This window comes from Sphingomonas telluris (genome assembly GCF_022568775.1).
GTDB classification, from domain to species: domain Bacteria; phylum Pseudomonadota; class Alphaproteobacteria; order Sphingomonadales; family Sphingomonadaceae; genus Sphingomicrobium; species Sphingomicrobium telluris.
On sequence record NZ_JAKZHW010000001.1, the window covers coordinates 952900 to 973173 of the forward strand.

A 20274-nucleotide genomic window follows, 5' to 3' on the forward strand; every position below is an offset into this window, starting at 1 on the left:
TATAAGCGGTGATGTTGTCGTGATTTCTCGGTGGGTTACGGCGTGAGACAGGAAAATTGACCGAACGGGAAACGCGCGCCTAGAACCCTTTGTGGGGAAGGCATGTTAGCGCAAACATCTCTCAATGTGGTTGTGGTCGGCGGGGGCACTGCCGGATGGATGACGGCTGCCGCCTTGGCGAAGCTTCTTCCCAACGCCTGCAATATCCACCTCGTGGAATCCGAGGAAATTGGCATCGTCGGCGTCGGCGAAGCCACCCTCCCCCATATCCGCTCGTTCAACGAGAGGCTGGGTATTCGCGAAGCCGAATTCATGGCGCGCACGCGAGCGACCTTCAAACTCGGAATCGACTTCGAGAATTGGGGACGCATCGGCGATCGCTACATCCACCCGTTCGGCACATTCGGCCGCGGCCAGGGTGAAGTAGACTTCCACCAATATTGGCTGCGTATGCTCCACGAAGGCCGACCGGTCGACGAACTGGAGCGCTATTCGATGGCGTGCATGATGGCCCGCCTCGGCAAGTTCGCCCTGCCCTCTCAGGATCCGGCGGACGTCACCTCGACCTTCAACTACGCCTATCAATTCGACGCGACCCTGTACGCACCGTTCCTGCGCTCGATCGCCGAAGGGCTCGGCGCCAAGCGCACGGAAGGCCGCATCGTCGACGTCGAGCTGGATGGCGAGACGGGCAACATCCGTGCGGTGAAGCTGTCGAGCGGCGAACGCATCGAAGGCGACCTGTTCATCGACTGCTCGGGCTTCGTGGCGTTGCTGATCGGCAAGGCCTTGAACGAACCCTTCCAGGATTGGTCGAAGTGGCTCCCATGCGACCGCGCGGTCGCCATGCCCTGCCGCACCGAAACCGCAGTCACTCCTTATACGGGAGTCATCGCAATGGAGGCCGGCTGGCGGTGGCGCATCCCGCTGCAGCATCGCACCGGAAACGGATACGTACACTCCAGCGCTTTCATCGACGAGCAGAGCGCGACGGACGCGCTCGTTGCGGCGGTCGAAGGCGAAAAGATCGCCGAACCCAGAGTGCTGCGTTTCAAGGCTGGGCGACGCGAGCGGAGCTGGGTGAAGAATTGCGTCGCCATCGGTCTGGCCAGCGGCTTCCTCGAGCCGCTCGAGTCGACCAGCATCTATCTCATACAGGCGGCAATCACCGCGCTTCTGGAGCTCTTTCCCGAGAAGGATATCGCCGACGCCGACCGCGACGAATTCAATCGCGTGATCGATTTGGAATATGACCGCATCCGCGACTTCCTGATCCTGCACTATCACGCGACGGAGCGCACGGACTCGGAGTTTTGGAATTACACGCGGACAATGGTGATCCCGGACTCTCTCGCCGAGAAGCTGGAGCTGTTCCGCCGCCGCGGCCGCGTCGTGAAGTACCGTGAGGGCGTGTTTCTCGAAGCGAGCTGGATCGCGGTTTATCTCGGGCAGCGCATCTATCCCGAAGACCACGACCTGCGCGCAGACCTGCCGAACCCCGACGCGCTCCAGAAAGGCATGGAAAGCTTCAAGGGCGAAGTCATTATCGCGGCTGAGTCCATGCCGGATCATCTCGGGATGATCGCTCAATATTGTCCGATGGCGGCATGAACGAGCGTGCGATCTCAAGCGTGCTCATCGCCGGCGGCGGAATCGTTGGTTGCTCAGCCGCCGCTGCCCTCCGCAAGAAGCTTCCCGCCGTTCGGGTCATTGTCGTAGCGGTCCCGCCACCTGCGGACGCGTTGGCGGATCGTATCGCCTGCACACTGCCCTCGATTGCCGATTTTCATCACGACATCGGCCTGAGCGAAGCCGATGCAATCCTTCGCGCCGGAAGCGGGTTCCGCCTGGGCACCCGGTTCGAAGACTGGACTCAAGGCGCATCGTACATTCACGGTTACGGCGATTACGGGCGCAGCCTAGCTGCGTCGGCTTTCTATCAACATTGGCTGCGGGCGAACGCGGCCGGAGAAGCCGCGCCGTTCGACAGCTACAGCGGCGCTGTGGGGTTCGCTGCAGCGGGCCGATTCCTGCCGCCGGAGAAGTCGCCGGTCGCCCAGCTATCCAACTATGCCTACGGCCTCCACATCGACCCCGAGCGCTATTGCATGATGATGCGCGCCTACGCGCTCCATCTCGGTGCCGAGGAGTGTGGCTCTTCGATTCAGGACGTTCACCTGCGTGACGATGGTTTCATCGATCGAGTCACGGTCGATGGTTCGGAGACGCGCGCCGACCTGTTCGTCGACGCAAGCGGTCCCGCAGCGCTGCTCCGCAGCCGAATCGATCGCGAATGGCTGGACTGGAGCGAACTTTTCACCTGCGACCGCTTCATGATGAGCGAGGAAGCGGTTCAATCGGACGCTCCGGCACTCGACCAAGCAATCGCGCTCGAGCAGGGTTGGAGATGGGAAGCCTCCTCCCCGTTCCGGCGCTCCAGCGGGCTCGTTTATTCATCCAATCACTTGAGCAACGAGAACGCACGGCGCCTGCTCCCTGGCGCGACCGAAGTCACGCTCAAACCGGGCCGCTTCGACAATCCTTGGGCAAAGAACTGCGTCGCGATCGGCGACTCTGCGATCGCCATTGAGCCGCTCGAATGGACGAACCTGCATCTCGCCCACAGCGCGATCGACCGGCTGGTCGCGATGATGCCCGACCGCGACTGCAATCCGGTCGAGCTATGGGACTATAACCGGCAGGTCACCGCGGAGGCCGATCGCGTCCGCGACTTCGTGCTTCTTCATTACGCCGCCTCGAAGCGGGATGAGCCGTTCTGGGACGACGCGGTCTCGCGTCCCCTGCCCAGTTCACTGCAGCACACGCTGACGCAGTTCCGCGAGCGCGGTCGCCTCCCCTTCTATGAAGAAGAGACCTTCGCTCGCGATAGCTGGGCTGCGGTTCTCATCGGCCAGGGCGTGATCCCGCGACGCCTCGATCCGCTGCTGGACGGGGTTCCCCCGAAGGAATCGCTGCGCGCGATGGAGCAATTGCGGAGCGCCATCCACGCGGCGATCGCGCCCGCGCCAACCCAAACCGCTTATCTGCGCAATCTCGCGCTTCAGGAGAATCGATGAACGAACACGCCATCCGCAACGTCGTCATAGTGGGTGGCGGGACAGCCGGCTGGATGGCCGCTGCTGCATTCTCGCGATATCTCAACAACGGCTACACGAAGACCACGCTGATCGAATCCGAGGAAATCGGGACCATCGGCGTCGGCGAAGCGACGATCCCGCCGCTGCTCAACTTTAACGCGATGCTCGGGATCAGCGAGAACGAGTTCGTCGCGGCGACCAAGGCGACGTTCAAGCTCGGTATCGAGTTCGTGAACTGGGATGAGATCGGCCACCGCTACATCCATCCCTTCGGCTTCTTCGGCCAGGACCTGCAGGGCGTTCATTTCCACCAGCTCTACCTGCGCGAACGCAGCAAGCGGGTCATGCAGGACATCTCGGCATGGTCGATGAGCGGTGTTGCAGCATCGCTGGGCAAATACGCGCGGCCCGGTCCGCAGTCGCGCCCGCCGCTGTCGCAGCTGACCTACGCCTTCCACTTCGACGCCGGGCTCTACGCTCAATTCCTGCGCAATTTCGCCGAACGCGGCGGCGTCTCACGCATCGAGGGCAAGGTCGTCGACACGCGCCTGAACGGCGAAACCGGGTTCGTTGAATCGGTCACGCTCGCGGCCGGCACCATCATCGAGGGCGATCTCTTCATCGACTGTTCCGGCTTCGGCGGGCTCCTCATCGAGCAGGCACTGAAGACAGGCTACGAGGACTGGACGCACTGGCTCCCATGCGACCGGGCCGTGGCCGTGCCGTGCGCCTACGACGGCCAGCCCGACCCGTTCACGCGCTCGACCGCACACGGCTGCGGCTGGCAGTGGCGCATTCCGCTGCAGCACCGGATGGGCAACGGGCTCGTTTATTCGAGCGCCCATATCTCTGATGAGGACGCTGAGAAGCTGCTGCTCGACAATCTCGAAGGCGAGCAGCTCGCCGACCCGCGGAAGCTGACGTTCACCACGGGCCGCCGCCTCGAAGCCTGGAACCGCAATGTCGTTACCCTGGGCCTGTCGAGCGGCTTCGTCGAACCGCTGGAATCAACGAGCATCCACCTGATCCAGGCCGGCATCGCCAAGCTGCTCGCTCTGTTCCCGGACAAGCGCTTCGGTGCGAACGAGCGGAACGAATACAACCGGCAGATCCGCGACCTGTTCGAAGACGTTCGTGACTTCATCATCCTGCACTATTGGGCGAACCGCCGGACCGACACCGAGTTTTGGAAGTCTTGCGCGGCGATGGATATCCCGGACAGCCTGAGCCGCCGTGTGGAAATGTGGCATTCGAAAGCTCGGGTGCTGCGCGACGGCGCAGAACTGTTCGCCACCCCCAGCTGGGTAGCGGTCATGCTTGGACAGGGCATCCTGCCGGAAAGCTACGACCCGATCGCCGACTGCCTGGACGACGGAAAGGTCGCCGCGGCGATGGAGCAGCTGCGCAAGGGCTATCTCGAAACCGCGCAGCGCATGCCGAGCCATGGCGAGTTCATCGCGCAAATCCTCGGACAGGGCCGTCGTGAGTCCGAGCTTCCGGAGTTCGTCTTTTGAGACCTGATCGCATCCGTAAGGTCGTCGTTGTTGGCGGCGGCACCGCCGGCTGGATGGCCGCCGCAGCAATCTCGAAGATCATGGGAGACATTGCCGACTTCTCGGTCGAGCTAGTGGAGTCCGAAGAGATCGGCACCGTCGGCGTAGGCGAAGCGACGATCCCGCAAATCACGTTGTTCAACCAGCTGCTCGACATTGACGAGGGTGACTTCTGCCGGGCGACCAACGCCACCTACAAGCTCGGCATCGAGTTCGTGGACTGGACGCATATTGGGCACCGGTACGTGCATCCGTTTGGCTACTACGGTCTCGACATGAAAGGGGTGGAGTTCCACCACCACTGGCTCAAGGGCCGATCACTCGGCGATGAGACCCAGCTCGGAGATTATTCGCTCGGTGCCATCGCTGGCCTGATGGGCAAGTTCTCACATCCCCGTCTCGACCAGCCGAACTCGCCACTCTCGAAGATCGCTTACGCGTTCCAGTTCGATGCCAGCCTATACGCGCGCTACCTGCGCCGGATGGCCGAAGCGGCCGCCGTGGTCCGCACCGAGGGCCGTATCGTTGAGGTGGTTCAGAACAGTGAGAACGGCTTCGTCGAAGCGCTCGTTCTGCAAAGCGGCGCCCGCGTCGAGGGAGAGCTTTTCATCGACTGCTCGGGCTTTCGTGGACTCCTGATCGAGCAAACTCTCAAGTCCGGCTTCGAGGATTGGTCGAAGTGGCTTCCGTGCGACCGGGCATTTGCGGCGCCGTGCGAGCTTGGCGGCGATCACCAGCCCCTCACCCGCTCGACCGCTCGAACGGCCGGCTGGCAGTGGCGCATCCCGCTCCAGCATCGCATCGGCAACGGCTACGTCTATTCGAGCGCGCATATCTCCGACGACGAAGCGGCTGCGACCTTGCTCGCCAATCTCGACGGCAAAGCGCTCGGCGATCCGCGTCCGCTTCGCTTCACTGCGGGTCATCGCAGGAAGCCGTGGGTGAAAAACGTAGTCGCATTTGGACTTGCCGGCGGCTTCCTCGAGCCGCTTGAATCGACGAGCATTCACCTGGTTCAATCGGGCATTGCGAGATTGATGTCGCTGTTCCCGTCGCTCCGTTTCGACCAAGAGGAAATCGACCGCTTCAACCAACAGACGATCCAGGAATATGTCGACATCCGCGACTTCCTGGTCCTTCATTACAAGGCCACGACGCGCGACGATTCCGATTTCTGGGATTACTGTCGGACGCTCGAGCCGCCGGAAGGGCTCGCGTACAAGCTGGACATGTTTCGCGCGAACGGACGCATCTACCGCGAGCGCAACGAGCTGTTCACCGAGACGAGCTGGCTCGCCGTGATGGTCGGTCAGGGGATCGAGGCGGAAAGCTACCACCCGGCTGCGGATATTCTCCCCGACGATGAAACGCAGAAGCGGCTCGTGCACATTCGCGAAGTCATTGCGAACAGCGCCCGGGCGATGCCGTCGCAGGATGAATTCCTGCGCCGGATCGGCGGCCTAAGCGATGTGGCGCTCCAGCGCGCGTCGTAATGAACCTTCCCACGCCGAGCCCGATCCGCGAATACGAACGCGCCGACCGCACGCTGCTCGACGACGAGATCCGCCCTTCGCGGCAACCTGCGGTTCTGCGCGGCATTGCGACGGATTGGCCTGCGGTCCGCGCCGCGCGGGAGTCGGACGAAGCGCTCGTCGACTATGTGAAGCGATTCTCCGCAAAGGCCCGCGTCGCCGCGATCGTGGGCGAGCCTGAGATCAAGGGTCATTTCTTCTATTCGGACGACTTCAGGGGACTGAATTTCCAGCGCGGCCAGACCGCGCTCGACCCGTTCCTCGACCGGCTTCTTCGCGACCGCCAGATCGACGCGCCGCTGGCGATGGCGGTTCAGTCGGAGACCATCCCCGCTGTCCTTCCGGGCTTTGCGGAGGAGAACGCCACCAGCCTCATCCGCAGCGACATCCTGCCCCGCATGTGGATCGGCAATCGCATCCACGTTGCGCCGCATTACGACCTTTACGAAAACATCGGCATCGTCGTCGCCGGGCGTCGGCGGTTTACGGTCTTCCCGCCCGAACAAATCGCCAATCTCTACGCCGGGCCATTTGATCCGACGCCTGCGGGAACACCCGTCAGCGTGGTCGATCCGCAATCGCCCGATCTCGAACGCTACCCACGGTTCACGGAAGCCATGGAGACTGCGCAGTTCGCGGAGCTCGAGCCGGGCGACGCCATCTACATTCCCTACCATTGGTGGCACGGGGTCGACTCGCTCGAACCATTCAATTTCTTCGTGAACTATTGGTGGAGCGACGCGAGGCCTGAACTCGGCCGTCCCTACGACGCGCTCATGTATGCGTTCTACGCGCTGAAGCATCTGCCGCCCGACCAGCGGGACGTCTGGCGCACAATGTTCGACCATTACATCTTCGGTGCCAACGGAGATCCCGGCGAGCATCTGCCCGAGCACGCGCGCGGTGTCCTCGGCGAGCTTACCCCGCAGCTGCTCGCGCGGATGCGAGCGACCCTGAAACAGATCGCCGAGAGCCTGTGAGATGCTGATGAGCCTGCTGCTTGCTGCCGCCGTCGCCCGGTTCGATTGGTTTGAATATCGCGGCGACGACAAGCTGCCGAAACCGAGCCCATCAGAATATGCAAACCCCATCCTGCAGGGCTTCTACCCCGACCCCAGCATTACGCGGGTCGGCGACGATTATTACCTGATCAATTCCACTTTCGACTGGTTTCCCGGCATCCCGATCTTTCACAGCCGCGACCTAGTGCATTGGACGCAAATCGGGAATGCGATCGACCGCCCTGACCAGCTCGACTTCAAGTCACTCGGCCTATCACGCGGCGTCTTCGCGCCGGACATCAGCTGGCACGATGGCACGTTCTATATCCTCAATACCTGCGTCGATTGCGGCGGCAATTTCGTCATTACAGCGAAGGACGCCGCAGGCCCGTGGTCCAATCCGATATGGCTGCCGGACCTTGAAGGCGGGATCGATCCGTCGCTCTTCTTCGACGCGGATGGCAGCGCGTGGATCATCAACAATGGCGCTCCGCCAGGCACGCCGCTGTACGACGGCCATCGCGCCATCTGGGTCCAACGCTTCGACACCGAGACGCTGAGGTCTTTCGGTCCGCGCACGATGATCCTCAACGGCGGGGTACGTCCTGAAGAAAAGCCGATCTGGATCGAGGGGCCGCACATCTTCCGCAAGGACGGCTGGTACTATCTCATCGCGGCGGAAGGCGGCACGGCGGAGAATCACTCGCAGGTCGTTCTTCGCAGCCGCGCCGTGATCGGGCCGTACGAAGCCTTCTCCGGCAATCCAATCCTCACCCAGCGAGATCTGCCGCGCGATAGGCCCAATCCGATCACGTCCGCCGGGCACGCCGATTTCGTCGAGACGCCGAACGGAGAGTGGTGGGCGACGTTTCTCGCGACGCGACCTTACGCAGGTGACTTCTACAACACGGGACGTGAGACCTTCCTCATGCCCGTGCGCTGGGCTGACGGCTGGCCGCGCATCACCGATCCGGGCGCGGTCATCCCGTGGACCGCGCCGAAGCCGAACCTGCAGAGTGACGGCAGGTCCGCGCCGCCGACGAACGGCTCTTTCACGGCGCGCGACGAATTCAATTCCACGAAGCTGCCTCTCAACTGGATGATGATGCGCAATCCCCGTGAGCATTGGTGGCGTATCGGTGACGGGCAGCTCACGCTCCAGGCGCGTCCGGTTGCCCTCGGCGACAATGGGAACCCGTCCTTCCTCGCGAGGCGGCAGCAGCACCTCAACGCGACCGCGACGACAGCGCTGCGCTTCACGCCCACCGCAGGAGGGGAGGCGGGCCTCGTTGCATTGCAGAGCGATGAATATTTCTACTTCCTCTCTGTCGGGGAAAATGAAGGTAAGCCGGTCATTCGACTGCATCGGCGGGCAGGCCCGAATGAGCCCAAGATCGGCGCAGTGGTGAAGGAGGCGGCCCTGCCCGTCCCCGCCGGGACTGCCGTGTATCTCCGTGCCGAAGCGCGTGGGGCGAACTACGACTTCAGCTGGAGCGCCGACGGAAGACGCTGGCACATCCTGGTCAAGGACGCGGACGGCACCATCCTCAGCACGAAGCGCGCCGGAGGCTTTGTGGGGTCGATGTTCGGCGTGCACGCCTACCAACCCCAGAGCGTAACGACGGAAAGAGGTCGCGGATGAAGCTCAAAGTTGCGTTTGCAGCGTCGATCGTAGTCCTTTTGCCCGCCTGTGCGACCCCGCAAGCCAATCAACGGGCGATCGCGATCACCGTCGACGATCTTCCGCTTCACGGCCCGACACCGCACGGCGAGACTGCAGTCAGCGTTGCGGAGGGCGTCATCTCCGCCCTGACCGCGGAGCATGTTCCTGCATACGGGTTCATCAACGGCCACTGGACAGTGGACGATCCCGCCACTGCGCCCGTGCTCACGATGTGGAGGGCGGCCGGTCTTCCGTTGGCGAACCACGGATGGTCGCACCGACATCTGAGCGAAATGACACCCGTCGAGTTCGAACAGGAGCTCGTGCGCAACGAACCACTGCTGCAGGCGGGCAGCGAAGACTGGCACTGGTTCCGCTACCCCTTCCTCGACGAAGGCGAGACGGCGGAGAAGCGCGCTGCGGCGCGCGACGTGCTGGCGCGGCACGGCTACAAGATCGCTTCGGTCACCGCAGACTTCAGCGACTGGGCCTGGACCGGGCCCTATCAGCGCTGCAAGGATGCCGGCGACACTGCGGCAATCTCGAAGCTCGAAGAGCTATACATGCAGGCCGCGCGCGAGAGCATCGGCTATCATCGGAACCTGTCGCAGACCGTCTACGGCCGCGAGATCCCCTACGTCCTTCTGCTGCACGTCAGTCCGTTCGAGGCGCGCATATTGCCGCGCCTCTTGAAGCTCTATCGTGAAGAGGGTTTCCGCTTCGCAACACTCGAGGAAGTCGAGGCCGATCCGGCCTATCACGATCAGATCGACCCAAAGCTTTCCGCCGAGCCACAAGGGCTCGACCACAAGGCGGCGGCGAAACAGGCCCTACCGCCGAGGACGGACTTTCAGTCGGTCCTCGACGGCATGTGCAAGGGCTAGCGCGCAGCCACCGTCAGCGTGGCGCTCTTCAGGTTGACCGAGTTCGGGCCAGCCGAAACCGTGAACGTGCCCGGTTCGACCACGCGCTTCATATCGACGTTCCAAAGCGCCAGATCGTCGGGCTTCAGCTCGAACGTCACCGTCCGCTTCTCGCCCGGCTGAAGCGTCACGCGCTGGAAGCGTTTTAGCTCGATCAGCGGCCGGGTGACCGACGCCTGGTCGTCGCGCAAGTACAGCTGAACGACCTCGTCGCCCGCGCGGCTGCCCGTGTTGGTGACGTCGACACTGACCTGAGCGTTCTCGTCCTTGCGGATCGTAGCCTTGGCAAAGCGCGGCGCTGAAATGTCGAACGTCGTGTAGCTCAGGCCGTAACCGAACGGGTAAAGCGGCTGGGTCGTGTCGAGCAGATAGCCACGCCGCGATGACGGCTTCCGGTTGTAGAAAACAGGCAACTGTCCAACCGACCGCGCAATCGTCACCGGCAGCTTCCCGCCGGGGTTCACCTTGCCGAACAGAACGTCGGCAACGGCATTCCCAGTCTCCTGCCCCAGATACCAACCCTCGATCAGCGCCGGCGCATTCTCCGCAAGGTAGTTCACTGCAAGCGGACGACCGTTGAGCAGGAGTACGACCGTCGGCTTGCCAAGAGCGAGGACCGCGCGGGCGAGATCCTCCTGCTGACCGACGAGGTCGAGCGACGAGCGATCACCGAGGTGATTGTCCGCCCACGCCTCGCGGCTCAGCTGCTCGTTGTCGCCAAGGACCATGACGACGACGTCGGCCTTGCGCGCCGTCTCGACCGCATCCGCGATGAGCTTCTTGTTCACGGCAGGATCGACGAGCTTCACTTCGTCGCACGACCAGCAACGGCTTTCCGTCAGGCGGACACCTTCCGAGAAATCGACGTCGAACTTGCCCTGCCCCGCGACCTGCAGGCCTTCGAGCACGCTGACAACACGCTTCGGCACGTCGCTGTAACCGCCGATCGGCGTGTCCTTCGCATGGGTGCCGAGGACGGCGATGCGGCGGATCTTCGAAGCGTCGAGCGGAAGCAGCCCGTTGCTGTTCTTTAGAAGGATCATGGAACGCTGCGCGGCTTCGCGAGCAAGCGCGATCGCATCGGGCGTCGCGGTCTTCGCCTCGGCCGAGGCCACGTCCGGATACGGGTTCTCGAACAATCCGGCTTCGAACTTCAACCGCAACACACGGCGAACGGCGTCGTCAACCAACGATTGCGGAACACGGCCCTCCCGAACCAGCTCGACGAGATGTACATAACCCTGCGGATCAGGCGTTTCGGAATCGACGCCCGACTTGATCGCGCGCTCGGCCGCATCCTTGACGTCACCGAACATGCGGTGGCGGGTCACGAGCTCGTTAATAGCGTAATAGTCGCTGACGACAGCGCCCTTGAAACCCCACTCGCCCTTCAGCACGTCGCGAAGCAGCCAACGGTTCGCATGCGAGGGAACGCCGTCGATCTCATTGTACGAAGGCATGACCGAGCGGACCGGCAGTTCCGTTACCGCGCGTTGGAACGGCGGGAAAAACGTCTCGCGAAGTTCACGCTCGCCCAGATGCGCCGGCCCGATGTTGGTCCCGCTCTCCGGCTGACCGTGACCCGTCAGGTGCTTCAGCGTCACCATGATCTTGTCGGCCGGCAACGGGAGTTTCGTTCCCTGGAAGCCGCGGATGGACGCCAGGCCCATCTCGCCTGCAAGGTACGTATCTTCGCCGTACGTCTCCTCGATCCGCCCCCAGCGCGGATCGCGCGCCACGTCTACGACCGGGGCGAGCGCGAGCGTCGCTCCGCGCGCACGCATTTCGCGTGCCGCAACCGAGAAGATCCGCTCCGACAGCGCTGGGTCCCACGTGCTCGCCAGAGCGATCGCCTGCGGGAAGCTGGTCGCACCTCGGGCGACATAGCCGTGCAGCGCTTCCTCATGCATCAGGATCGGGATACCGAGGCGCGTGCGCTCGACCGCCCAATGCTGCGCGGCATTGATGTATTCGGCGGTGTCGCGCGCGTCGCGATTGACGCTGCCTGCCGCGGCTCCCGCCGCGCCAACATTGGTCTGCGTAACTCCGCGCTTGTCGGACGGGCGAGCGATCTGACCAATACCATTCGGGAAGTTCGCCGATGCTTTCTCTGGGGAGAATACGCCGGCGTCCGTCTGGATCTTCGCCTTCTGCTCCCAAAGTGTCATCAGCTGCGCCGCTTTCTCCTCCAGCGTCATCCGCTTCAGGAGATCGTCGACCCGCGCTTCGACGGGTTTCGACGGGTCCTTGTACAGCGCTCCGCCAACGACCTTGGTCGCGGCACGAGGCTGCGCCGCGCTCGAAACTCCCCACGCACCAATCAGTGCAGCTGCGGCCACGGCCGCCAGGGCGCGTGCTCCCGCCGCATTGCGCTTTCTCATTCTTCTCTCCCCAGATTCAGCGCGAAATGATAGCGCTACCATAGCCAGCGGCTGGGACGTTGCAATGGGCGTATTCGCCACCTAGACCCGACAAAGGAGACGCAATGAACAGGCCAAGTCGCCGGAGCCGGGGGACCGTCACGATCGAAGATGTTGCGCAGGCCGCGGGCGTGTCTGCGATGACGGTTTCGCGCGTCATAAACAAAGAGAAGAACGTCCGGGATAAGACGCGAGATCGCGTTCAGAAGGCGATCAAGGAACTCAACTATTCGCCGAACATGGCAGCGCGCAGTCTCGCGGCCGGCGACGCGACCCACATCGGCCTCCTCTATTCCAACCCCAGCGCGGCCTACCTCAGCCAGTTCCTGGTTGGTGCGCTGGATGGCGCCCGCAGGAACGGCATCCACCTGGTCATCGAATCCTGTGAGGGCGAGGACGAGGCAGCGCAGTCGCAGGCCGCTCGTCACATCGCTGCCGCCGACGTGGAGGGCGTAGTCCTTCCGCCTCCCCTCTCCGAATCCGTCGCGATCCTGACGGAACTGGCGCTGTCGGAAACGCCGGTGGTCACCGTCGCCATGGGCAAGCTCTACGAAAGCGCGCTGAACGTGCGCATCGACGACTTCGCGGCCGCTGCGGAGATGACGAACTACCTCATCAATCTCGGCCACCGGCGCATCGCTCTCATCAAAGGCCATCCGCAGCAAATCGCCAGCGCCGAGCGCGAGCGCGGCTTCCGCGCCGCCGTTAACGCTGCGGGACTAGACCCTGCCGATATCGCCGTGGAGCAGGGCTTCTTCACGTTCCGCTCCGGACTGGAGGCGGCCGAGAAGCTCCTTGATCGTCCCAATCGGCCGACAGCCATTTTCGCTAGCAACGACGATATGGCGGCGGCGGCCGTCAGCGTCGCGCATCGCCGGGGCCTGGACGTGCCCCGCGACCTCAGCGTCGTCGGCTTCGACGACACAGCGCCGGCTACGACCGTATGGCCGGAGCTCACCACCATCCGTCAGCCGGTCGAGGAGATGGCGGACGCGGCTCTCGACCTGCTGCTCGCCGAAGTGCGCAGCCGGCGCCATGGCCTTCCGCCGGCGCCCGCGGAGCGAGTGCTCGAGCACGAGCTGATCGTACGCGAGTCTTCGGGACCGCCTCCGAAGCTGACCCAGCAAGGCTCACGAACAAAAGCGCGTCCCGCTTGAGCGGAACACTTGCAATTCGCGAAAGCGACAGGAGAAGTTAACGCTAACATTCAGTAGCCGCATCGAGTGATTCGGCACCATGCAGGGAGAGGGTATGGTCGAGGCGAGTCCGCAGCGCGCCAACATGGGATTTATTGGCGCGATCGTCGCAGTGGCGACGATTGGGGGATTTCTTTTTGGATATGACAGCGGCGCCGTGAACGGAACGCAGCCGGGGCTGACCGACGCGTTCAGTCTCGTTCCTGGCAGCTTCTCGCCCAGCAACGGACTGGGCTTCACGGTCGCTTCGCTTCTGATCGGCTGCTTCATCGGCGCCTTCTTCGCGGGCCGCCTCGCCGATCTTGCGGGGCGCCGTAACGTCATGCGCATCTCCGCTTTGCTCTTCTTGATCGGCGCGGTGATCCAGGGCTTGGCGCATGATCACACGTTGTTCGTGCTTGCGCGGATCATTGGCGGCATGGCCGTCGGCGCAGCGAGCGTTCTCTCGCCCGCCTACATTTCCGAAGTCGCGCCCGCGAGCATTCGCGGCCGCATGACCACGGTACAGCAGATCATGATCATCACGGGCCTGACCGGCGCGTTCCTGGTCAACTACTTCCTCGCGGCGGCAGCCGGCGTCTCGACGGCGCATTTCTGGCTGGGGCTGGCGGCATGGCGCTGGATGTACCTGATGCAGGCACTTCCTGCCGCGATCTTCCTGGTCGCGCTTTACTTCATTCCGGAGAGCCCGCGCTATCTCGTGTCCAAGGGCCGTGACGAGGCCGCGTTGCGCGTCCTGACGAAGCTGTTCGGAGCCGACATCGCGCGAGCCAAGCTCGAGGAAATCCGTGCGACGTTCAGCACGGACCACCGTCCGCGGCTAAGCGACGTTCTCGCACCTGCCGGCACCAAGGGCTTCCTCGGAATGCGGCCGATCGTCTGGGTCGGCATCATGCTTGCCGTCTTCCAGCAGCTCGTCGGCATCAACGTCATCTTCTACTACGGCGCGACGCTTTGGCAGCTCGCCGGGTTCACCGAGAATGACTCGCTGCTCATCAACATCGTCTCGGGCGCGGTCTCGATCGCGGCCTGCTTCGTCACCATTGCAGTGATCGACAAGATCGGCCGCAAGCCGCTCCTGCTGATCGGCTCGGCGGGCATGGCCGTGACCTTGTTCGTGATGGTCTATGCCTTCAGCCACGGCTCGCTCGACGCAACCGGCAGCCTGGTTCTCTCGAAGGACCTCGGCATGATCGCAGTCGTCGCCGCCAACCTCTACGTGATCTTCTTCAACGTCTCGTGGGGACCGGTGATGTGGGTCATGCTCGGCGAGATGTTCCCGAACCAGATCCGCGGATCGTCGCTTGCAGTCGCAGGCTTCTTCCAGTGGTTTGCAAACTTCCTGATCTCGTTCACCTTCCCGGCGATGGCCGCGTGGAGCCTAACCGGCAGCTACGTCTTCTACGGCGTCTGCGCGGTGATCAGCTTCTTCCTCGTGCAGAAGTTCATCCACGAGACGAAGGGGAAAGAGCTCGAAGAAATGCAGGGCTGAGAAATCCGGGGCGCGGCCGTCGGCGGTCGCGCCCATCCCTGCCTGGAGTTTTGAATGACCCGTACGCCTGCCCGCCCATTCCGTTCGCGCGAGTGGTTCGACGCGCCGGGCCGTAGCGACATGACCGCGCTCTATCTCGAGCGCTACATGAACTACGGTCTGACACCGGACGAATTGCGCAGCGGGAAACCGATCATCGGCATCTCGCAGTCTGGTTCGGACCTGGTGCCATGCAACCGCATCCACTTACAGCTCGTCGAGCGAGTGAAGGCGGGCATCCGCGATGCGGGCGGGGTTCCGATGGAATTCCCGATGCATCCGATCTTCGAGAATTGCCGCAGGCCGACGGCGGCGCTCGACCGCAACCTCGCCTATCTCGGCCTTGTAGAAGTGCTGAACGGCTACCCGATCGATGCAGTCGTCCTGACGACCGGTTGCGACAAGACGACGCCGGCCAGCATCATGGCCGCGTGCACCGTCGACATCCCTGCCATCACCTTGTCGGGCGGGCCGATGCTCGACGGATGGCATGAAGGCGAACTCGTCGGCTCAGGCACGGTCATCTGGCGATCGCGCCGGCTGCTCGGCGCGGGCAAGATCGACGAAGAGGAATTCCTCCGCCGCGCCGCGGACTCGGCACCATCGCCGGGTCACTGCAACACGATGGGCACGGCCTCGACCATGAATGCCGTCTCCGAAGGACTCGGCCTGTCCCTGCCCGGCAATGCGGCAATTCCGGCGCCGTACCGGGAGCGCGGACAAATTGCCTACGAGACGGGCCGGCGCATCGTGGACATGGCCTATGAGGACCTGCGTCCCTCGAAGATCCTGACGCGCGAATCCTTTCTCAACGCGATCCGCCTCGTCAGCGCGCTCGGCGGCTCCACCAACGCGCAGCCGCACATCGTCGGCATGGCGCGCCATGCGGGTGTCGAGCTTCGACCGTCGGACTGGATGGAGTTCGGCTACGACGTCCCCTTGCTCGCCAACGTGCAGCCCGCGGGCCAGTATCTCAGCGAGCGCTTCCATCGAGCCGGTGGAGTTCCCGCGGTGATGTGGGAGCTGCTGCAAGCCGGAAAATTTGACGGCGACGCGTTGACGGTCACCGGCAAGACCCAGGCCGAGAACCTGAACGGTCGCGAAGCCACCGACCGCGAGGTCATACGGCCTTTCGATCAGCCGCTGAAGGAGCACGCGGGTTTCCTCGTCCTCCACGGTAATCTGTTCGACTTTGCGATCATGAAGACGAGCGTCATCTCGGAAGAATTCCGCAACCGCTACCTCTCTCGGCCCGGGCATGAGGACGTGTTCGAAGCGCGCGCGATCGTGTTCGACGGCTCGGACGACTATCACCACCGCATCAACGACCCCTCACTGAACATCGACGAGAATTGCATCCTCGTGATCCGCGGATCGGGTCCGCTGGGCTGGCCGGGTTCGGCGGAAGTCGTAAACATGCAGCCGCCGGACGCCTTGCTTCAGCGTGGCATCACGAGCCTTCCGACGCTCGGCGATGGCCGCCAATCCGGCACGTCCGACAGTCCCTCGATCCTCAATGCCTCGCCCGAAAGTGCAGTAGGCGGCGGACTGGCGTGGCTCCATACCGGCGACACCATCCGCATTGATCTCAAAAACGGCCGCTGTGACGCACTCGTGGACGAAGCGGAAATCGCTCGCCGCAAAGACGACGCCCCCCCACCCATTCCCGAGAGCAACACGCCCTGGGAAGAACTCTATCGCGAGAAGACGGGGCAGATGGGCGAAGGCGCGGTATTGGAGTTCGCGGTAAAATATCGCGGCACGTCGAACCGCACCCCACGGCACAATCACTAGGGAGAAATCATGGCTACCGAAGCGACAAGCGACACGTTCGACGATGCTTCGGTGACCAGCCAGAACTCGAAACTCGTGATCGCGGCATCGTCGCTCGGCACGATCTTCGAATGGTACGATTTCTACCTCTACGGCCTGCTAGCGACGATTCTCACCGCGCAGTTCTTTTCGGGCGTCAACGAGACGACGGGCTTCATCCTGGCGCTCGCCGCATTCGCCGCGGGCTTCTTCGTCAGGCCGTTCGGGGCTCTCGTCTTCGGCCGCATCGGCGACCTCGTCGGCCGGAAGAACACCTTCCTCGTCACCATGGGCATCATGGGCTTCTCGACGTTCGCCGTCGGCTTGCTGCCTAGCTATGCGACCGCGGGCGTGCTCGCTCCCGTGCTGCTCGTGGCCTTGCGGTTGCTCCAAGGCTTGGCGCTAGGCGGCCAATATGGTGGTGCTGCGATTTACGTCGCCGAGCACGCACCCGAGGGGAAGCGGGGCTTCTACACCAGCTGGATCCAGACGACCGCCACGCTCGGCCTGTTCGCGACCTTGCTGGTCGTCATCGGAACGCGCTCGGCGATTGGCGAGGAAGCCTTCGCCGCCTGGGGCTGGCGCATCCCCTTCCTGCTCTCGATCCTGCTGCTCGGCGTTTCACTGTGGATCCGGCTGCAACTGAACGAGAGCCCAGTTTATCAGCGCATGAAGGCAGAAGGCGCCACGTCCAAGGCGCCGCTCACGGAAGCGTTCGGCCGGTGGAAGAACCTGCGCATTGTGCTGATCGCCTTGCTCGGTGCCGTCGCCGGCCAGGCGGTGGTCTGGTACACGGGCCAGTTCTACGCTCTGTTCTTCCTAGAAAAGACGCTGAAGCTGGACGGCATGACGACCAACGTCATGATCGCGGCGGCGCTGGCTATAGGCACGCCGTTCTTCGTCTTCTTCGGATGGCTGTCGGACCGGATCGGCCGGAAGCCCATCATCCTCACCGGCTGCCTGCTTGCGGCCCTGACCTATTTCCCCTTGTTCCACGCGCTGACCGCAGCAGCCAACCCCGCACTGGCTCAGGCTCAGGCGCGTGCGCCGGTCGTTGTCTCGGCCGCGCCTGAATCCTGCTCATGGCAGTTCGACCCGATCGGCAAGACCAAGTTCAACAAGTCCGGATGCGACATCACCAAATCCGCGCTCGCCAAGGCAGGCATCCCCTACTCGAGCGAAGCCGCTGCATTCGGGGACCGCGCGACCGTCACGATCGGCAATCAGCATTTCGATATCGGACCGGGCGACGACTTCGCGAAGACGCTGAAGGACGTCGCGGCACGTGCCGGCTATCCCGCCAAGGCAGATCCGGCGCAGACCAACTATCCGCTGACGATCCTGCTTCTGGCCGTCCTCGTTTTCTACGTAACCATGGTCTACGGGCCTATCGCAGCACTGCTGGTCGAGCTGTTCCCGGCGCGCATCCGCTACACGTCGATGTCCCTGCCCTACCATATCGGCAACGGCTGGTTCGGCGGCTTCCTTCCGACAATCGCCTTCGCCATCGTGGCAGCCACGGGCAACATCTATTCGGGTCTGTGGTACCCGGTCATTATCGCGGTCATCACCCTCGTTGTCGGCCTGTTCTTCCTGCCGGAGACGAGAGGCAAATCGGTCGAAGGCTAGTTCACCGGCAATTCGAAGACCGGGGCCGGCAACAGGTCCAGATCGTAGAGATTGACGATCGGATAGTCCGACCAAGCGTAGCGAACCCGCGTCACCGCGCGGCTGTCCGCCTGCAAGACAACCGAGCTGCCTTCCGTCCGCGCCGCCGCATAGCGGCAGCTGTTGGGGGCAGCGTCGCACAACTCGAAGGCCAAGGCCCCCGCTCCGCTCAGCGTCTGGAGGGGCTTGCTGAAGGTGATGACGACGGCCCCATCGCGGCGCTCTGCCCGCAGCGGCATTGGCCCGAACCTTCCGTTTGACGAACCATAGACCAGAGACTTAGCCGCAAGCGCAAGGCGGCGACCTACGGTCTGCTTGTCGGACGGGTGGATGTCCGCCGGATTGCCGACGTCGATCGCACTGGCGAGCGCGGAGCGCGGGTCGCGCTGGACCGCCGCCCTCTGCTCATTGATCAGGGTCGACCAGCCGCTTTCCGTCGGCTTGGCCGAAACCGGTCCCCACCCCGCAAGTCCCACGATCAGGAAGGGAAGCTGCGGGTCTCCGAACTGCGTCCGCCAGTTCGCCATCCATGCGGCAAGTCGCTGGTCATAACCGAGTTGTCCGACATCGGCTTCGCCCTGGTACCAGGCGACCCCCGTCAGGTGCATCGGCCCCAAGGGAGCCACCATCGCATTGTAGATCGTCGCGACGCCGGAAGAGCTTCCCCACGGCGCTGCCGGCGGGCCCGGAACGGAGTCCGCGATCTTGGCATAGCGCCAATCGCTGCCGAGCGGCTTCGTCGTCCCATCCGCCAGAGTCAGGAAGAACTTGTCGGACGGACCCGCCAATCCGCCCTGCCCCCACGCATTGCGAACGTAAACGACAATCCGGTTGTCGCCGGCCTTCAGCACACCCGGCGGAACGGGATAGCTCCGCGGATTGGCAGGATCGTTGAGCCCGCCCACGGCAATGCCGTTCACAAAGGTCTGGTCGAGGTCGTCCACGGCGCTCAGCCCCAGCTTCGCGGCCTGTTTCGCCTCCGCGGCCGTCAGCGTGACCGTGCGCTCAGCCCAGATCGCACCGACGTGACGGGTCCATTCCGGACCCCAGCTGTCCCAATAGGCAAGCGACGGAACAGGCTCCCACTTCAGGGCTGCGCCGCTGATCCAGGGTTCGCTTCCGACGGCGTCGCCCGTCTGCGACCGCCACCAGGCCCCCCATTTCTCGCCGAACTGACGCGTCGCCGTCGTTGGGCTCGCACGATGCGAAGCTGCGAGGCGCGCAAGCTCTTCGCCGCCGCTCGCACGTACCGAGGCCTCTTCCATCCAGGCGCGGATCGGCGTTCCGCCCCAGCTGTCGTCGATCGCTCCGATCGGCACCTTCTGCGAGGCGCGCAAATCGCGGACCATGAAATAGCAGACGGCGGAAAATCCGCTTACCGAGTCCGGCGTCGCAGCCTGCCACGCCGCCGGCTTTTGAAGAGCGGTCTGCGGCGTCTCGGCGAGCTGTTGCGGGATCTTGATGAGCCTCAGTTGAGGATCGTTCGCGGCCTGGGCCTCGCCTTCCCCATTCAGCGCCCGGCGGACCGGAAACTCCATGTTCGACTGGCCCGAGCACAACCAGACGTCACCGATGAGGACATCGTCCGCCTTGGCGCTTCCCGAAGTGCTACTGGCCGTGAGAACAAACGGACCGCCGGCCTGCATGGCAGGGAGATCCACTCGCCACCGACCCTTTGCGTCCGCCTTCGTGCTTCGGCTCGCTTCACCGAGAGTAACGGTGACCGCCTCCTTTGGAGATGCCGTTCCCCAGACGGGAATGGGCTTGTCGCGTTGGAGGACGACATGGTCCGACAATGGGGAGCCAAGTTGCGGGACCGCATTGGCGGCCGAACAGGTGCCCAACAGGAGCACGAACGCAAGTCGACGCATAATTCC

13 protein-coding genes are annotated in these 20274 nt (G+C 63.5%); 11 read left to right on the forward strand and 2 right to left on the reverse strand.

Features of this window, described 5'->3' with window-relative positions:
• Positions 1-102: 102 nt before the first annotated feature.
• From LZ016_RS04850 to LZ016_RS04880, 7 genes are read left to right on the forward strand one after another with little or no spacing between them, the layout of a single operon-like run.
• Entirely contained in the window at positions 103-1611 is a 1509-nt protein-coding gene (locus LZ016_RS04850) for a tryptophan halogenase family protein (RefSeq protein WP_241446206.1), read from the forward strand.
• Positions 1608-3077: a tryptophan halogenase family protein gene (locus LZ016_RS04855; RefSeq protein ID WP_241446208.1), complete on the forward strand. Its 1470-nt coding sequence runs from the start codon at positions 1608-1610 to the stop codon at positions 3075-3077. The genes LZ016_RS04850 and LZ016_RS04855 overlap by 4 nt, the downstream gene beginning before the upstream one ends.
• Positions 3074-4612 (forward strand): tryptophan halogenase family protein, encoded by a 1539-nt coding sequence (locus LZ016_RS04860; protein WP_241446209.1) that lies wholly within the window; start codon positions 3074-3076, stop codon positions 4610-4612. Before LZ016_RS04855 ends, LZ016_RS04860 begins: the two co-directional genes overlap by 4 nt.
• Complete coding sequence (locus LZ016_RS04865; protein WP_241446210.1) at positions 4609-6144, forward strand: tryptophan halogenase family protein; 1536 nt, start codon at positions 4609-4611, stop codon at positions 6142-6144. The genes LZ016_RS04860 and LZ016_RS04865 overlap by 4 nt, the downstream gene beginning before the upstream one ends.
• On the forward strand, positions 6144-7163 hold the full coding sequence (locus LZ016_RS04870; RefSeq protein ID WP_241446211.1) for a cupin-like domain-containing protein: 1020 nt from the start codon (positions 6144-6146) through the stop codon (positions 7161-7163). Before LZ016_RS04865 ends, LZ016_RS04870 begins: the two co-directional genes overlap by 1 nt.
• A 7-nt stretch (positions 7164-7170) precedes the next feature.
• Positions 7171-8826: a glycoside hydrolase family 43 protein gene (locus LZ016_RS04875; protein WP_241446212.1), complete on the forward strand. Its 1656-nt coding sequence runs from the start codon at positions 7171-7173 to the stop codon at positions 8824-8826.
• Positions 8823-9731, forward strand: coding sequence for a polysaccharide deacetylase family protein (locus LZ016_RS04880; protein ID WP_241446213.1), 909 nt, complete (start codon positions 8823-8825; stop codon positions 9729-9731). Before LZ016_RS04875 ends, LZ016_RS04880 begins: the two co-directional genes overlap by 4 nt.
• On the opposite strand, the gene LZ016_RS04885 is transcribed toward LZ016_RS04880, so the two are convergent.
• On the reverse strand, positions 9728-12151 hold the full coding sequence (locus LZ016_RS04885) for a glycoside hydrolase family 3 N-terminal domain-containing protein (RefSeq protein WP_241446214.1): 2424 nt from the start codon (positions 12149-12151) through the stop codon (positions 9728-9730). The genes LZ016_RS04880 and LZ016_RS04885 overlap by 4 nt on opposite strands.
• A gap of 104 nt (positions 12152-12255) precedes the next feature.
• Between LZ016_RS04885 and LZ016_RS04890 the strand changes: the two genes are divergently transcribed.
• From LZ016_RS04890 to LZ016_RS04905, 4 genes are all read left to right on the forward strand, one after another.
• Positions 12256-13347, forward strand: a complete 1092-nt coding sequence (locus LZ016_RS04890) for a LacI family DNA-binding transcriptional regulator (protein WP_241446216.1) — start codon at positions 12256-12258, stop codon at positions 13345-13347.
• Positions 13348-13441: 94 nt separating this feature from the next.
• Positions 13442-14878, forward strand: a complete 1437-nt coding sequence (locus tag LZ016_RS04895) for a sugar porter family MFS transporter (RefSeq protein ID WP_241446218.1) — start codon at positions 13442-13444, stop codon at positions 14876-14878.
• A gap of 54 nt (positions 14879-14932) precedes the next feature.
• Positions 14933-16711, forward strand: coding sequence for an IlvD/Edd family dehydratase (locus LZ016_RS04900; RefSeq protein ID WP_241446219.1), 1779 nt, complete (start codon positions 14933-14935; stop codon positions 16709-16711).
• Positions 16712-16720: 9 nt separating this feature from the next.
• Positions 16721-18358 carry an MFS transporter gene (locus LZ016_RS04905; protein WP_241446220.1) on the forward strand — a complete coding sequence of 546 codons (1638 nt, stop codon included), beginning with the start codon at positions 16721-16723 and terminating at the stop codon, positions 18356-18358.
• Here LZ016_RS04905 and LZ016_RS04910 read toward each other — a convergent pair.
• Complete coding sequence (locus LZ016_RS04910; RefSeq protein WP_241446221.1) at positions 18355-20268, reverse strand: sialate O-acetylesterase; 1914 nt, start codon at positions 20266-20268, stop codon at positions 18355-18357. The two genes, LZ016_RS04905 and LZ016_RS04910, sit on opposite strands and share 4 nt — an antisense overlap.
• Between the last annotated feature and the right edge of the window lie 6 nt (positions 20269-20274).